Source organism: Streptomyces sp. NPDC047917 (assembly GCF_043204345.1).
Classification (GTDB): domain Bacteria; phylum Actinomycetota; class Actinomycetes; order Streptomycetales; family Streptomycetaceae; genus Streptomyces; species Streptomyces sanglieri.
Genome location: NZ_JBIDCA010000005.1, coordinates 167,693 through 182,581 on the forward strand (window position 1 = coordinate 167,693; position 14,889 = coordinate 182,581).

16 protein-coding genes, 1 tRNA gene and 1 pseudogene are annotated in these 14,889 nt (G+C 72.3%); 9 read left to right on the forward strand and 9 right to left on the reverse strand.

All coding sequences use genetic code 11. The features are described 5' to 3' along the window. Positions 1-31 precede the first annotated feature (31 nt). Positions 32-907, reverse strand: coding sequence for an MHYT domain-containing protein (locus tag ACGF8B_RS13575; protein ID WP_392737678.1), 876 nt, complete (start codon positions 905-907; stop codon positions 32-34). Positions 908-1,121: 214 nt separating this feature from the next. Here ACGF8B_RS13575 and ACGF8B_RS13580 point away from each other — a divergent pair, with 214 nt between their 5' ends. From ACGF8B_RS13580 to ACGF8B_RS13590, 3 genes are all read left to right on the forward strand, one after another. Then, a complete protein-coding gene (locus tag ACGF8B_RS13580; protein ID WP_392737680.1) occupies positions 1,122-2,069 on the forward strand; it encodes a glycerophosphodiester phosphodiesterase in 948 nt (315 codons plus the stop codon). Between the two features lie 75 nt (positions 2,070-2,144). After that, positions 2,145-2,687 carry a methylated-DNA--[protein]-cysteine S-methyltransferase gene (locus ACGF8B_RS13585; RefSeq protein ID WP_392737682.1) on the forward strand — a complete coding sequence of 181 codons (543 nt, stop codon included), beginning with the start codon at positions 2,145-2,147 and terminating at the stop codon, positions 2,685-2,687. Positions 2,688-2,849: 162 nt separating this feature from the next. Next, on the forward strand, positions 2,850-4,178 hold the full coding sequence (locus ACGF8B_RS13590; protein ID WP_392737683.1) for an MFS transporter: 1,329 nt from the start codon (positions 2,850-2,852) through the stop codon (positions 4,176-4,178). Positions 4,179-4,260: 82 nt separating this feature from the next. Here the strand turns inward: ACGF8B_RS13590 and ACGF8B_RS13595 are convergent, their stop codons facing one another. Beyond that, positions 4,261-4,623: a cupin domain-containing protein gene (locus ACGF8B_RS13595; protein ID WP_392737684.1), complete on the reverse strand. Its 363-nt coding sequence runs from the start codon at positions 4,621-4,623 to the stop codon at positions 4,261-4,263. Between the two features lie 152 nt (positions 4,624-4,775). Here ACGF8B_RS13595 and ACGF8B_RS13600 point away from each other — a divergent pair, with 152 nt between their 5' ends. Together ACGF8B_RS13600 and ACGF8B_RS13605 are read left to right on the forward strand one after the other, a co-directional pair. Further along, positions 4,776-5,762, forward strand: coding sequence for a pseudouridine-5'-phosphate glycosidase (locus tag ACGF8B_RS13600; RefSeq protein WP_392737686.1), 987 nt, complete (start codon positions 4,776-4,778; stop codon positions 5,760-5,762). Positions 5,763-5,845: 83 nt separating this feature from the next. After that, positions 5,846-6,805: a carbohydrate kinase family protein gene (locus ACGF8B_RS13605; protein ID WP_392737688.1), complete on the forward strand. Its 960-nt coding sequence runs from the start codon at positions 5,846-5,848 to the stop codon at positions 6,803-6,805. A gap of 33 nt (positions 6,806-6,838) precedes the next feature. Here the strand turns inward: ACGF8B_RS13605 and ACGF8B_RS13610 are convergent, their stop codons facing one another. Further along, a complete protein-coding gene (locus ACGF8B_RS13610; RefSeq protein ID WP_392737690.1) occupies positions 6,839-7,489 on the reverse strand; it encodes a uridine kinase in 651 nt (216 codons plus the stop codon). Between the two features lie 79 nt (positions 7,490-7,568). Continuing rightward, on the reverse strand, positions 7,569-8,771 hold the full coding sequence (locus tag ACGF8B_RS13615; RefSeq protein WP_392737692.1) for a nucleotidyltransferase domain-containing protein: 1,203 nt from the start codon (positions 8,769-8,771) through the stop codon (positions 7,569-7,571). Positions 8,772-8,868: 97 nt separating this feature from the next. On the opposite strand from ACGF8B_RS13615, the gene ACGF8B_RS13620 reads away from it, so the two are divergent. Continuing rightward, positions 8,869-9,234, forward strand: coding sequence for a nuclear transport factor 2 family protein (locus ACGF8B_RS13620; RefSeq protein ID WP_392737694.1), 366 nt, complete (start codon positions 8,869-8,871; stop codon positions 9,232-9,234). On the opposite strand, the gene ACGF8B_RS13625 is transcribed toward ACGF8B_RS13620, so the two are convergent. Both ACGF8B_RS13625 and ACGF8B_RS13630 read right to left on the reverse strand, forming a co-directional pair. Next, positions 9,158-9,781, reverse strand: coding sequence for a cupin domain-containing protein (locus ACGF8B_RS13625; RefSeq protein ID WP_392737695.1), 624 nt, complete (start codon positions 9,779-9,781; stop codon positions 9,158-9,160). The two genes, ACGF8B_RS13620 and ACGF8B_RS13625, sit on opposite strands and share 77 nt — an antisense overlap. 129 nt (positions 9,782-9,910) lie before the next feature. Beyond that, positions 9,911-10,579: a winged helix-turn-helix transcriptional regulator gene (locus tag ACGF8B_RS13630; RefSeq protein ID WP_392737697.1), complete on the reverse strand. Its 669-nt coding sequence runs from the start codon at positions 10,577-10,579 to the stop codon at positions 9,911-9,913. An 86-nt stretch (positions 10,580-10,665) separates the two neighbouring features. On the opposite strand from ACGF8B_RS13630, the gene ACGF8B_RS13635 reads away from it, so the two are divergent. Beyond that, positions 10,666-11,877 carry a pyridoxal phosphate-dependent aminotransferase gene (locus ACGF8B_RS13635; protein WP_392737699.1) on the forward strand — a complete coding sequence of 404 codons (1,212 nt, stop codon included), beginning with the start codon at positions 10,666-10,668 and terminating at the stop codon, positions 11,875-11,877. A gap of 13 nt (positions 11,878-11,890) precedes the next feature. Continuing rightward, positions 11,891-12,508 carry a peptidase gene (locus ACGF8B_RS13640; protein ID WP_392738336.1) on the forward strand — a complete coding sequence of 206 codons (618 nt, stop codon included), beginning with the start codon at positions 11,891-11,893 and terminating at the stop codon, positions 12,506-12,508. A 317-nt stretch (positions 12,509-12,825) separates the two neighbouring features. Here the strand turns inward: ACGF8B_RS13640 and ACGF8B_RS13645 are convergent. From ACGF8B_RS13645 to ACGF8B_RS13655, 3 genes and pseudogenes are all read right to left on the reverse strand, one after another. Continuing rightward, positions 12,826-12,911: transfer RNA gene (locus tag ACGF8B_RS13645), tRNA-OTHER, on the reverse strand. Positions 12,912-12,943: 32 nt separating this feature from the next. Next, positions 12,944-13,675, reverse strand: coding sequence for a hypothetical protein (locus ACGF8B_RS13650; protein ID WP_124718285.1), 732 nt, complete (start codon positions 13,673-13,675; stop codon positions 12,944-12,946). 154 nt (positions 13,676-13,829) lie between these two features. Next, a pseudogene (locus ACGF8B_RS13655) lies at positions 13,830-13,957 on the reverse strand (RidA family protein); the annotation flags it as partial. 243 nt (positions 13,958-14,200) lie between these two features. On the opposite strand from ACGF8B_RS13655, the gene ACGF8B_RS13660 reads away from it, so the two are divergent. Further along, the gene (locus ACGF8B_RS13660) at positions 14,201-14,716 is read left to right on the forward strand and encodes a DUF3574 domain-containing protein (RefSeq protein ID WP_392737701.1); all 516 of its coding nucleotides are present in this window, start codon (positions 14,201-14,203) and stop codon (positions 14,714-14,716) included. Positions 14,717-14,889 lie beyond the last annotated feature (173 nt).

The following is a 14,889-nucleotide window of genomic DNA, read 5'->3' on the forward strand; positions in this document are numbered from 1 at the left end:
GGGCCGGCTCAGCCGGGACGCGGGGGCCGCGTCACCATTCTCCCGGCGGCGCGGGGTCGCGCGGCCGGGAGTGGAAGGACGCCGGGTCGGCGTGCGTCCCGAACCTGGGCACCTGCCGCTGGGCCGGGATTCCGGGCTTCCGACCGGCTCCGCCCGGGGCCCCGGGGTCGTTCCAGTCCGGGGTGCCCATCACCATCAGCGGATCGAACATCACGACCACCGCGGCGAGGATCAGGAAGCAGGCGGGTCCGATCAGCAGCGGGACCAGCGGTGCGCTCGAACCGTCCCCCGCGACGGCGTCGGGGTGCAGATGGACGCTGAGCGCGGCCATGCCCGTGTAGTGCATGCCGCTCACCGCGACGCCCATGACGACGCTGGCCCCGAGGCTTGGCAGGAACCCGTGCACGGAGACGGCCGCCCAGAGCGCGGTCGTCGCGGCCACCACGGCGATGACGACGGAGAGCGCCACGGTGACCGTGTCGTACTCGAACTGTCCGTCCAGACTCATTCCGGCCATGCCCAGGTAGTGCATGGTGGCCACGCCGAGCCCGGTGATCGTGCCGCCCGTCACCAGGGCCATCCTGGTGGCGCCCCGGTAGCCGACGATGAAGATGCCGACGCCGACCATGGCGACGGCGACCGCGAGACTGGCGAAGGTGATCGGCATGTCGTAGCCGATGCTCACCCCGTCCACGGAGAAGCCCATCATCGCTATGAAGTGCATCGTCCAGATGCCGGAGCCTATGGAGGTCGCGCCGAGGGCCAGCCAGCCTGCCTTGAAGGTGCGTTCGGTACGCAGCGAGCGGTTGGTGCAGCGCAGTCCGAGGGCCGCACCCAAGCAGGCCATGAGGAAGGCCGCGACGGGCGTCACCGCTCCGTAGCTGAAACCGTCGATCGTGCCCTGCATGCTCGTACGCCCTTCGCGGAAGCCCGGGTTCGGGGTGACCCTAAGGCGCGAGTCCCGGCAAACAAACAGAAGAGCTGCATTTTATCGAGAGGGAATCCGGCCCGTTACCCGGCATCGTCGGCCGCGTTCACGTTGTGGCCATCCTTCGCCTGTCCCCTGTTGGGGCGCGGCTGTCACTCTCGGCCCGTCCGCAACACTGACGCAAGGAGTACCCGTGTACGCACGCACCGCGACCGCCGCTCTCTCCGCCGCCGCGCTGATGGGCGCCGGCGCGTATCTGATGTCGCCCGCCGATACGCAGACCACGGGCCGGACCACCGCGGTCGGGCACACCACGACGGTCACCGGCGTCAGCACCGTGAGCGCCCGGACCTCGGGCGCGAAGCGGACCGCTCCCGTCGTGTTCGCCCACCGGGGTGCCTCGGCCTACGCGCCGGAGAACACCCTGGCCGCCGTCGACAAGGCCGACGCCCTCGGCTTCGACTGGGTGGAGAACGATGTCCAGTTCACCAAGGACGGCGTGCTGGTGGTCGTGCACGACACCGATCTGAAGCGGACCACCGATGCGGAGGAGGTCTTCCCGGACCGGGCTCCGTGGGCGGTCAAGGACTTCACGGCGGCGGAGATCGCCCGGCTGGACGCGGGCAGCTGGTTCGGTCCGGAGTTCGCCGGGACCCGGGTGCCGACGCTCAAGCAGTACCTGGACCGGATCGAGCGCAACCGGCAGAAGCTGCTCCTGGAGATCAAGAGCCCCGAGATCTACCCGGGGATCGAGAAGGAGACCCTGCGGGTGCTGCGCCAGAAGGGGTGGCTCGACCGTTCGCACGTGAAGAACAGGCTCGTCATCCAGAGCTTCGGCGCGGACAGCGTGAAGAAGGTGCACCAGTTGCGCCCGGACGTCACGACGGGCTTCCTCGGCACGCCCTCGGTGACCGACCTGCCCTCGTACGCGGCCTTCACCGACCAGATCAACCCGTCCTACACATCGGTTTCGGCCGACTACGTGGACGCGGTGCACGCCCTGAAGGGCGCGCACGGCAAGAAGCTCCGGGTCAACACCTGGACGGTCAACGACGCGGCGACCGCCGCGAAGGTGGCGGGCCTCGGCGTGGACGGGATCATCACCAACAACCCCGACGTGGTCCGCGAAGCCACCCGCTGACCCTGGCGGACGGCCGGTCCGCCCCCGCCCGTCCGCCAGGGCCCGTTGTCAGTGGCCGGCCGTACGGTGGTCCACATGAACAGCAACGGGGTTGTCGAGTGGGCCGTCGTCGGGAGCGACATCGGCCCGCTGCTGCTCGCCGCGACCGGCAAGGGGCTGGTGGGCGTGTTCTTCCACGCCGGTCCCGAGGTGCGCGGGAAGGCGGTCGAACAGCTGCGGACGCGACTGGGCGCGGAGCCGGTGGAGTCTCCCGGCTCCGCCCGGCTCGCCGAGCCGATATGTCAGCTCGCGGAGTATTTCGCGGGCTCGTCGCGGGAGTTCTCGCTCGATCTGGACTGGTCGCTGACCTCCGGTTTCAACCGCCAGGTGCTCCGTGAGCTGGCCACGGGCGTGCCGTACGGGACGGTCGTCGGGTACGGGGATCTCGCCGGGCGGGTGGGGCAGCCGGGCGCCGCGCAGGCGGTCGGGGCGGCCATGGGGTCCAATCCGCTGCCGGTGGTGGTGCCGTGCCATCGGGTGGTGGAGAGCGACGGCGGTCTCGGTGGGTTCGGCGGCGGCCTCGAAACCAAGCGGCAGCTGCTGGCTCTGGAGGGTGTGCTGCCCCAACCGCTGTTCTGAGCCGGTTGCCGGAGCCTTGCGGCCCGGGCCGCTGGGCCGCCGGGGCGGGCGGCAGGAGTCCGGCGGTCGCGGGCCCTGCCCGGAGCCGTGCCGGTCGCGTCCGGCCCGGGCCCCGGACCGGACCCTGTTTCGTACCCGTGGACGGACTGGCACACTGCGCCAGTGACCAACACCCTCGATGCACCTGACACCCCCACCGGGCCCGGCCGCCCCGCCGCCCCGGTCTCGGAGGCCGAGCTGCCCGGGCTGCGGCGCAGAACGTCCGCGGTGCTCATAGGCAGCCAGATACTCGGCGGCCTGGGCGTGCCCATCGGCATCGCCCTGGCCCCCGTGCTGGCCACCGAGGTGAGCGGCTCCGAGGCGCTGTCCGGTCTGGCCCCGACCGCTTCGGTGACCGGAACGGCTCTGCTCTCGCTGCCGCTGGCCGCGCTGATGACCGCGCGCGGCCGGCGTCCCGGTCTCGTGCTGGCGTATCTGATCGGCGCGCTCGGCGCGGGGCTGGTGGTCCTGTCCACCCTTGTGGACAGCTTCCCGTTGCTGCTGCTCGGCATGGCGGGGTTCGGCGCCGGGTCCTCGGCCAATCTTCAGGCCCGGTTCGCCGCCGCGGATCTGGCCGAGCCCGACCGGCGGGGCCGGGCGATCTCCACCGTCATCTGGGCCACCACGATCGGCTCCGTCCTCGGGCCGAACATCGCCGCCCCGGTGGGCCGTCTCTTCCGGGGCGGCCCGGTGTCCGAGAAGGCCGGCCCGTTCGTCTTCGCGGCCGGAATCTTCCTGCTGGCCGCCGTGGTGGTCGGGGTGCTGCTGCGACCGGACCCGCTGCTCACGGCGCGGGCGCTGGCGCCGCAGGGCGACGGTTCGCCGGCCGGCCGGTCGCTGCGCGCCGGAATCGCGGCGGTGCGGGCCTCGCCGATGGCACGGCTGGCACTGGTGACGGTGGCCGTCTCGCACACCGCGATGGTCTCGATCATGGTGATGACCCCGGTCGATCTGGGCCACCACGGCGCCGGGCTCCAGCTGATCGGACTGGTCATCAGCGGCCACATCGCGGGGATGTACGCGTTCTCCCCGGTGATGGGCTGGCTCTCGGACCGCTTCGGCCGGCTCGCCGTGATCGGTCTGGCGGTCGGTCTGCTCTCCTGTGCCGCGCTGCTGGCCGGAACCGCGGGCCCCAGCCACGGGCAGACGGCGGCCGGTCTCTTCACGCTCGGTCTCGGCTGGTCGGCGGGGCTGGTCGCCGGTTCGGCGCTGCTCACCGACTCCGTGCCGCAGCCCGCCCGCGCCGCCGTGCAGGGTCTGTCGGATCTGACCATGAACACGGCGGCGGGCATCGGCGGAGCGGTCGCCGGGGTCATCGTCGCCCGGGCGAGCTACGGCTGGCTGAACGTGGTCGGAGCCTGTCTGCTGCTGCCGATGGCAGCGCTGGCACTGCGCCGGGCGCTGACCCGGCCCGCGGCCACGCCCACGGCCACGCCCGGGGCTTCCGACTGAACCTCGGGGAAGCCCCGGCGGGTTTCAGGGGTTACCGGAGGGTCTACAGGTTCCCGGGGGTTCAGAAGTTGCCGGAGGGGCCTCAGAGGCTGATGTGGTACGCCTTGCGCAGCGTCTCGTGCACCGTCCACGTCGTGCGGTCGCCCTCGCGCAGCACACAGGCGTCCCCCGGCCCGATCTCCAGCGTCGCGCCGCCCTCGACCGCCACGGTCGCGCGTCCGCTGACGACCACGAAGAGTTCGTTGGCCTCGGTGTCGGTGACCACGCCGGGCGTGATCTGCCAGATGCCGCGTATCTGCTTGCCGTCGGGCGACTCCCAGAGCACCTTGCCGGTCACCACGGGCTCGCCCGAGACGATCTGCTCGGGGTCCAGCGGCTCCGGTTCGAGTTCGGCGTCCGGAATGTGCACGGCGAACGAGGCGGGGGCTTGATCAAATGTGGTCATGGCCGGTCACCTTAGCGACCACCGGGGAACAGCTCGGCAGCAGGATGCGCCGAAATGGCAAGTGGAATCCCGGCCAGTCCGGCGCGCGCCGCACGGGTCCGCCGCCCCGGCCGCACGTTTGGGGCGGCCGCGCCTGCGACAGGGATGTGGACATGTCATCCAACGCGTCGCATCGCGCACACCCCTGCGCCCCCGCCCTCTCCCCCGAGGTACGAGCGGCCCTCGCCACGCACCACCCCGTCGTGGCCCTGGAGTCGACGATCATCGCCCATGGTCTGCCGCGCCCCCGCAATCTGCGGGTCGCCGAGGAACTCGAAGGGCTCGTACGGTCGGCGGGCGCGGTGCCCGCGACGATCGCCGTACTCGACGGAAGGGCCCACATCGGCCTGGACAAAGCCCAGTTGGAGCGGGTCGCCACGGACCCCGGGATGCGGAAACTGGGGCACCGGGACCTGGCTCCGGCGCTGGCGACGGGCGCGAGCGGGGCGACGACCGTGTCCGCCACGGCGTTCCTGGCCGCGCGCGCCGGTCTGCGCGTCTTCGCGACCGGCGGCCTCGGCGGCGTACACCGCGAGTGGACGCGGGCCCAGGACGAGTCCGCCGATCTCCGGCTCCTGGCGCGGACCGGGATCACCGTGGTGTGCGCCGGGGTGAAGTCGGTCCTGGACGTCCCGGCGACGCTGCAACGCCTGGAGACGCTGGGCGTCACCGTGCTCGGTTTCGGCACCGGCCTCTTCCCCGGCTTCTATCTGACCAGTTCGGGCGAGCCGGTCGACTGGACGGTGCGGACGCCCGAGGAGGTCGCGGACGTGATGCGGGCCCAGGACGCGCTCGGCGGGCCCGGGGGCGCGGTCGTCGTCGCCAACCCCGTCCCCGTGGCGGACCAGCTGGATCCGGCACTCCACGACCGGGTGCTGGCCGAGGCCCTGGCGGAGTGCCGGGAGCGTGGCGTCGTGGGCCAGGCCGTCACACCGTTCCTGCTGGACCGGCTGATGCGGGGAACCGGCGGCGCCTCGCTGGAGGCCAATCTGGCGGCCGTACGCGCCAATGTGTCGCTCGCCGCGCGGATCTCCGGCGCCTGGGCGGCCCGGCCTCCCGAGGACCCGGCCTCGCGGCCGGGCCCGGCGGCCGGACGATGACCGGCGGCCGGGTGCCGGTCGGCGGCAGGATGCCGGTCGACAGCCGGGCGACAACCGACGGCCGGGTCTCAGTCGACCGCGGAATGCCGGTCGACAGCCGGGCGACGACCGACGGCCGGGTGCAGGTGCCGATCGGTGACGGGGCGACGAAGGGCGGTGGCCTGCTCGTCATCGGGGACGTGGTCACGGACGTGGTGGCGCGGCACGCGACGGCACTGGTCCGCGGTACGGACACCTCGGCCCGGATCCGTACCCTGCCCGGCGGCGCGGGGGCCAATGTCGCCTGCTGGGCAGCCCGTTCGGGATGTGCCGATGTGCGGCTGCTGGCCAGGGTCGGTGCCGACAGCGCGGACTGGCACCGGGACGCGCTGCGCCGGGCAGGGGTGCGCGCGCTGCTGGCCGTGGACGAGGAGGCTCCGACCGCCACCGTCGTCGCGCTCGTCGATTCCACCGCCGAGCGCACCTTCCTCACCGACAGCGGGGCCGTGCTCCGCCTCTCCCCCGACGACTGGTCACCGGCGATGCTGGACGGCGTCGCCCATCTCCATCTCTCCGGCTACCTTCTCTTCGCGGCGACGAGCCGGGCGACGGCCCTGCTCGCCCTGCGGGAGGCGCGGTCGCGGCGGATCCCGGTGAGCGTCGACCCGGCCTCGGCCGGCTTCCTCGCCGAGCTGGGCGCCGACCGGTTCCTGTCCGCCGTGGAGGGCGTCGATCTGCTGCTGCCCAACGCGGACGAGGCCCGGCTGCTCACCGGACTGCCCGAACCGGCCGATGCCGCGGCCAAGTTGAGCCTCCAGGTGGGCCGGGTGGTCGTCACGCTCGGCGAGCGCGGAGCCCTGCTCGCCGCCGCCGGTACGGTGACCGGGCGCGTCCCGGCGGTTCAGGTGCGCGGGGCGGTGGACTCGACGGGTGCGGGCGACGCGTTCACCGGCGGCCTTCTCGCGGCGCGGCTGGCGGGTGCGGACGCCGCTTCGGCCGCGGCGGCGGGGTGCCGGGCGGGCGCGGAGGCGGTCACCACCGTGGGCGGCCGTCCGGGCCCCTGAGTACGGCCGAAGGCCCGGTCCTCGCCCGTGCCGTCAGCCTTCCGCCCCACGCCACCCGGTCCAGGCCGGGTGCAGCGGATCGTCGGCACGCACGACCGCGTCCGCGTGGTCGCCGGGCGCCGCCTCGTCCTCGTACCGCGCGAAGGCGGGCAGTGTCCAGCGCTCCGCCTCCTCGGTACGGCGGCGCAGCGCGCCCGGCGACAGCCGCAGATGGACGCTCAGGTCGAACGGGAACCAGCGCCCCAGCAGCAGCGGCCCGTGCACCACCAGCACCCCGCCCTCGGGCAGTGGCAGATACGGGCTGCGTGTGGCCCGGTCGGTCACCGGATCCCACAGATCGGGCAGCACCCGCCCGCTCCCGCCGGCCTCCAGCGGCCCGAAGACCTCGCGCCACAGCGCACCCGTGTCGAACCAGCTGTCGTGGTACGAGTCCGGGTCCTCCTTGCCGTACTCGTACCGGAGGCTCGCCGGCCGCAGGAAACCCTCGGTGGACACGACCAGTACCGCGCGGCCCCTGACCCGCAGCGCCTGTGCGACGCGCTCGGCCGGCTCCCCGGTGCGGGCCGCCGGAGCGCCGTCGACCGCGACCTTCAGCCAGGGGCCGCCGTCGGCGGGTTCCAGGGTGTCGGTCCGTGCGGCGATGGCTTCGGCCAGCCGCTCCCAGGTGATCGCTTCGAATCGCACCCGCCCATCATCGCCCGGGGCCGCCACCACCCCCGGGCCCGCCGTCGTTCCGGGGCCGCCGTCGCCCCGGGCCTCCCGCTCAGTGCCTGGCGTCCCACCAGCGAGGGGCGTCCTCGTCGGGTTCGTCGGGGCTCGCGAAGCGGAACGGGACGCCGAGCCGCTCCGCCAGTTCCCGGCCGGTCCGCGACGCCTCGCCGGTCCCGGCCGCGCCGATCCGGAAGCCGTCCAGGTCGACGCTCTCCCACGGCCCGGCCAGGACGGCGGTCAGCACCACGATCCAGCCCCGGGTGTCGCCGTCCCAGACCGCCTCGACGGCCACCGGATCGCGGGGCAGAGCGCGGGCGGCGGCGGCCATGGTGTCCACGTCCGGGCGGACCGGGGGCGGTATGCGGTCGGCGAGCGCCCGGTGGCGCCCGTCCAGCACCTCCACGCACGCGTGCAGCTCCGGACGGGGTTCGACGCCGCTCTCCCGCATCGCCCCGACGGCCTGGATGTTCCGTCCCGCCAGGACCAGTTCGTCGACCCGCTCGCGTACGTCGGCGGGGAACGACCACCACATGAGCTGTGCCCGGTGGCTCTCGGCGAGGCCCAGCACCCGGTCGGCGAGGGGGCGCAGCTCCGGTTCGCGCCCGGCCGCCGCCTCGGCGAGCCTGCGGATGTCGGCGCGCCAGCGCCCGGACACCGCTGCCGGCTCGTCGATGCGCCGCAAGCCGCGCTCCAGCAGCCCCCGGGCGTTCTCCGGCTGACCGCGCAGTACGGCCTTCGTCGCGGCGACCGCGTTGGCCAGCGCACTCGCCGGCCTCGACCAGTCGTCGCCGTGCGCCGCCGGATCGCCCCGGTCAGGTCCGGTCCGGCCGGCGACCGGTGCTGACGCACCCTCCGGATTTCCGCGCCGCACGACCTCCGGACCCGCGCGCCGCACGACCTCCAGATCCACCCGCCAGAAGAGCGGAAGCCCGCGGAAGGCGGCGAAGAGCAGCCGCCGCTCACGGGAGTTCCGCGAATCGGGGTCCGTACGGAGGGAGTCCAGCGGCACCACCGCGCCGAGCACCTCGGGGACGGCGTCTAGGCAGGCGTCGAACCGGTCGTCGGGCACCGTCCAGGCGATGTCGATGTCGCTGTACTCGTCCGCCGTTCCGCGGGCGAGCGAGCCCCGCAGCTCCGCCCGCGAACCGGGGCAGGACGCGGTGAGCGCCCGCAGCAGCTCCCGCGCGAACGCGGCGCGCCGCGCCGGGTCGAGTCCGCCCGTATCCGTCCCGTCCTGCGGCATCTCCCTGTTCATGGCCACTCTCTCTCCCGTCGTTCCTGTCGTCGGCCGCTGTCTCCCGTCATCCGGAAACGCTCCGTCCGCGCCGGGTCCGCCTCCTACGATCTTCCCCATGGACCTCGAATTCGCCCGCACGTTCGCCGCCGAGTGGCTGGACGGCTGGAACTCCCACGATCTGGACCGCATTCTGACGCATTATCACGACGACGTGACGTTCAGTTCGCCCGTCATCGCCCGGCTGACCGGTGACACCTCCGGCACGGTGCACGGCAAGGAGGCGCTGCGCGCGTACTGGGCGACAGGCCTGGAGCGCATCCCCGAGCTGAAGTTCGAGCTGATGGACGTCCGGGTGAGTGTCCACGCCCTGGTGATCGACTACCGCAACCAGATCGGCGGCCGGGTCAGCGAGGTGCTGGTCTTCCGCGACGGCCTGGTGATCTCCGGCTTCGGGGCCTACGGGGAGACGCTCGCCCACTGACGGCCGGCCCGGCGCTACCGGTGGACTGCGGTGCGTGCCGTTCCCCTGCGCCGCAGTCCACCGCCTCGGCGTCGTCGGAGAGTTCACTGCCCTCCGGCAGCAGATAGGTCACCCACAGCACGACGGGTTCGCCGCCCAGGTTGCGTCCGATGTGCCGGTGGCCGGCCCCGGACGGCTCGATGAACGACGAGCCCGCGGGCGTCTCCTCGACCGAGCAGTCGTCCAGAGTGCGCGTCAGCGTCCCGGACTCGACGACGGCGACCAGCGGCCCGCGATGGGTGTGCCAGCCGGTGGAACCCCCCGGCTCGACCGTGATGCTCCGGAAGGTCACATCGGTGCGGTCGTCCGGCGTGCGCACCTCCAGCTTCCCCGCCGATGTGCCCTTCGCGAGCACCGTGCCGCTCACTCCGCCGCCCGGGGTGGCGACGTCCGTCGGCCGCACGAGGCCGAGCACGGCCACACAGCCCACCAGGACCAGGGCCTTCGCCGACCTCCCCCGGCCCGCCCACCACCACCAGCAGTTCCTCCGCTGCCCACCACCGCGCACACCCGGCTCCTCCGCCTCGGCGTCCGGCGATCATCCCGGACCGACGGGTTCCCATGTTCCACGTGGAAGCCGGCGCGGCGGGCTCACACGGCGGGGGCGCACCCCAGCTCACTCCCCCTGCCGCCCCTGTCACTCGCCTCGCAGCGCGGCGGCGAGCGGCCCGTCGCCCGACACCTCGACACGGCCGCCCTCGACGGCCTCCGCGAGGGTCAGCCCGCCGCGCGCGAGCTCCAGGCAGACCTCGACGTCCAGCGCGATACGGGCGTCGGCACGGTCGGCGGGGCCGTCCCCGTACACCGTCTCCCCGTCCTGCGCTCCACCGGCGCGCACATGGAACTCGCCCTCGTCCAGGTGCACTTCGACGACCCCGGAGTAGGCAGGCCCGTCCAGCGCACGCAACAGCGGAAGCGCGAACCAGTGGGCCCGCACCGCGTCGGTCGGGCGTCGCTCGGCGAGCGCGGGCGCGCCCCACTCGGCGAGCGCGGCGAGCACCGGCATCAGTCCGTGGCCGCGCTCGGTGAGTTCGTAGACCGAGGCGGCGGCGGGCGGCGGGAGCCGGCGGCGGGTGGCGAGGCCGTTCTGCTCCATGTCCCGGAGCCGGGAGGCGAGCACGTCCGTGCTGACGCCCGGAAGGTCGGCGTGCAGGTCGGTGTAGCGGCGGGGGCCCGCCAGCAGTTCACGGACGATCAGCAGGGTCCATCGGTCGCCCACGGAATCGAGGGCGCGTGCGGTGGCGCAGAACTGGTCGTAGCTCCGGCGGCGGACCGGGCGTGTTGCGGGCTGTTGCTGACGTGGCATGCGACGCAGTCTAGACATGTTGTTGGACTTTCCAAGCCCGAGCTTGGTAAAACCAAGTATCGCAATCAGGTCGGGGAGGCCACCGCATGGAATTCCGGCAGTCCAGCAAGCTCAACGAGGTCTGTTACGAGATCCGGGGCCCGGTCATCGAGCACGCCAACGCCCTGGAGGAGGCGGGCCACAGCGTGCTCCGGCTCAACACGGGCAACCCCGCGCTCTTCGGTTTCGAGGCGCCGGAGGAGGTCGTCCAGGACATGATCCGGATGCTTCCGCAGGCCCATGGCTACACGGATTCGCGCGGCATCCTGTCCGCCCGCCGGGCCGTGGCGCAGCGCTACCAGGCGATGGGGCTGCCGGATGTCGGGGTCGACGACATCTTCCTCGGCAACGGCGTCTCCGAGCTGATCTCGATGGCCGTCCAGGCGCTGCTGGAGGACGGCGACGAGGTGCTCGTCCCGTCCCCCGACTACCCGTTGTGGACCGCGGTGGTGACCCTCGCGGGCGGCAGGTCCGTGCACTACACCTGTGACGAGGCGTCGGACTGGAACCCCGATCTCGCCGACATGGCCTCGAAGATCACCGACCGCACCAAGGCCGTCGTGATCATCAACCCGAACAATCCGACCGGTGCCGTCTACCCGCGCGAGATCCTCGAAGGCATCCTCGATCTGGCGCGCAGGCACGGCCTGATGGTGTTCGCCGACGAGATCTACGACCAGATCCTGTACGACGACGCCGAGCACCACAGTGTGGCGGCCCTCGCTCCCGACCTGGTCTGCCTCACCTTCAGCGGCCTGTCGAAGACGTACCGGGTGGCGGGTTTCCGCTCCGGCTGGATGGTGGTCTCCGGTCCGCAGCAGCACGCCCGCAACTACTTGGAGGGGCTGACCACGCTCGCCTCCATGCGGCTGTGTCCCAACGCGCCCGCGCAGTACGCCATTCAGGCCGCGCTCGGCGGCCGGCAGTCGATCCGGGAGCTGGTCGCGCCCGGGGGCAGGCTGTACGAGCAGCGCAACCGGGCCTGGGAGAAGCTGAACGAGATCCCGGGGGTGTCGTGCGTGAAGCCGAAGGGCGCGCTGTACGCGTTCCCGCGCATCGACCCGAAGGTGCACCGGATCGTCGACGACGAGAAGTTCGTGCTGGATCTGCTGCTGCGGGAGAAGATCCAGGTCGTGCAGGGCACCGGCTTCAACTGGCCGCGGCCCGACCATTTCCGGATCCTCACGCTCCCGTACGCTGACGATCTCGACGCGGCGATCAGCCGCATCGGCCGCTTCCTGATCGGATACCGCCAGTGATCGGATGCCCCCTGTGACCTGCTCCGCCTGCCGCTTTCCCGTCCACACCCAGTTCGCCTCGTCCGGGCTGGTCGGCCCGATCGTCGAGGACGGAGTCGATCCGGCCACCGACCCGGCCTGGGCGGAGTCGGGCGCGGAGTCACCGGCCGAGTACGCGCGCTGGGCGGGCCATCTGTGCGGTATGACCTGTCTGCGCATGGCACTCGGCGCCGGAGCTCCTTCCCTGTTCGCACTGCGCGACGGGGCGCTCGGATACGGCGCGTACACCGAGGACGGGCAGGGGGAGATCCGGGGGTTGATCTACGCCCCCTTCGCCGCGTACGCACGCGAGGTGCACGGCATGGACGCGACGGTGCACCGCCGTCTCTCGCTGGAGGAGATCCTCGGTCTGCTGGACGGCGGCCGTACGGTCATGGCCTCGGTGCACTACGGCATCCGGTACCCCGGGCGGCCGGCTCCGGGGCGGGGCGGGCATCTGGTGCTGCTGACGTCCCGTACGGCCGACGGGGCGGGCGTCCACTTCCACAACCCGTCGGGGACGACGGCGCGGACCCGGGCCGCGGAGCTGGTGCTGTCCGACTTCGAGCGCTTCTTCGCGGGGCGCGGGGTGTCGCTGCCCGCGATCGGGTGAAGGGCGGGCCGGCAGAAACAGGAGCGGGCCCGGGGGCGTAGCCGGCCCCCGAGCCCTGGTGTGTCACCCGTACGGCACGCCGACACTTTTAAGGACCCGTGTCAGGTTGATGTCGCCGCGTCCTGCCTTTAGACGACCGCAGATCGAAGCTCTGCGAGCCGGAGTCGAACCGGCATCTCGACGCCCGTGGGCACGGGCCCGTTTGATTCGGCGATGGGTGACGAATGCTGAGTCTGGAGCAAGAGTCTGAGATTGATCGCGGTCTGCCTCTACCATTTGGGCCACCCCGGCCCGTTCGTGCGCCGGGGCGCACGGAGTGCCGGGGGGAGGACTCGAACCTCCACTGGAACCGCGTCGTCACGACAAGCTTCAGTTTCAGCTTGCGCTCCTGGCGCACCCCGGCCGAAATTGGTCGGCCGGGGAATCAATGGTCGGTCACCCGAAGAGGTAACCGAATACCGCATCACCCACCCGCTGGTCGGTGACGTCCGCGCCGTTGGCCTCCTCACGGGCGTACTTCACGGCCTGCTGGAGCTTCTCCACCCGGTCCAGCAGTTCGTTGACGCGCCGTGCGGGGAGGGCGCCGGAGAACTTCACGGTCGTCCAGTACCCGATCGGGATGTCCTCGTAGTACACCTCGACCTGCGCCGGGTGCTTGTCGGTGGCCTCCGCCTTCACGTGGTTGCGGGGCACCTTCTTGGTACGGAGCGTCCGGACCGGCTCGGTCTTCCAGGAGTCGGTCGACGGGTCCTGGGTCCAGGCCTCCGCGGCGTCGAGCACGGGCAGCTTGCGGATGAAGGTGTTGAGGTCCGTCAGCTGCTTCTCCAGGAAGAGCAGGTACGAGACGGGCACGTCGCTCACCAGCACCCGGCCGTCGACCTTGACGTCGGCGCGGGCCGAGCAGTTCGCCCAGTCCTTCGTGGCGGTCACATCGAAGAGCCGGGTCAGGGTCGCCGCGGTTTCCCGCAGCACGTCCTCGGCCTTGATCTGCACCAGTGTCGACTCGGGTGGCAGCTGCTCGCCCTCCTCGTCCTTCGGCTGGTACGTCCGGGAGATCCCGGCCAGCAGACCGGTCTTCTGGAGGCCGTGATGGGCCGCCGTCAGGTCCTGGTGAGCCTTGGACTTGACGCCCTTCTCCACTGCGATGATCTGATTGAGTTTCGCCACATCCCGGAACCTAACAGCGCCGATCCGGTCCGAACAAACGGTTATCACAGGGCCCGTTCCGCTGTTTCGGCAGCTCGGGCCGGCAGCGTCGCGGTCAGGCCGATCCGGGTGTCGAGGTGGCCCGGACCCACCGACGTGCCCGAGCGACCGAGCGATCCAGCGGGCACTGCCCGGCCGGTACGCGGTCCGGTCCGCCTCCACGACGGTGATGTGGTGACGGCCGGGCGGGGGATGCAGTTGCTCCGGATCGATCCGGTCGGGCCCCGTGGTCGTGGGGCGAATATGGCGGCCCGCACCCCGGGCGCAGCTGGATCTCGCCCGCGTTCCGGACCGATCCGTACGGGTGGTTTCCACCGGACGCCCATGTCCTTGCCGCTGTCCGGCGGGGGCCGCTTGTCACAGTGAGGCCCGCACGTCCGCCCCCCGTTCCGCGGGCACTCCTGCGGCGCCCCGGGTACGGACCCGACCCCGTCCTCGCCTCCTCTCCCCCCGGCCCGGACCCAGGCCCGAAAGAAGGTCACCGCCTTGCCCCGCATCCACCGCTCCGCCGATCCGCAGGGCCGCACCGGCCCGCGGAAGCGCACCGTACTGACGACGGCCGCCGTCACCCTGTCCGTACTGGCCGTGGGCTCGCCCGTCGCGTCCGCCACACTGGGCGACGAAGTCCCCGCGGCCTCCCGCTCCACGGCCTCGGCCCTCGCCACGCGCGGGAAGGCATACATCGAGACCCGGCTTCTCTTCGGCACCGAACGCCCCGACGGCGGACCGGATGTGACCGATCGGCAGTTCATGGCGTTCGTCGACGAGGAGGTCACGCCGCGCTTCCCGAACGGGCTGACCATCCAGGGCGGCCGGGGGCAGTGGCGGGACTCCCGCGGGGTCATCGAACGGGAGCGCAGCTACGAACTGACCCTGCTCTACCCCGCGTCCGAGGCCCGTGTACGCGGTGTCCGGATCGAGCGGATCCGCGACGCCTACGAGAAGGCCTACGCCCAGGAATCGGTGGCCCGGCTCGAAGAGCGCACGACGGCCGACTTCTGACCCCGGACCGTCACCCGGCCACGCCGCCTGTCATGCCGCCGCGCGGGCCCCGTGCCCGTGCGGCCGGCTTGTCCGGCGCGGCCGGCTTGTCCGGCGCGGCCGGCTTGTCCGGCGCGGCCGGCTTGTCCGGCGCGGCCGGCTTGTCCGGCGCGGCCGGCTTGTCCGGCGCGGCC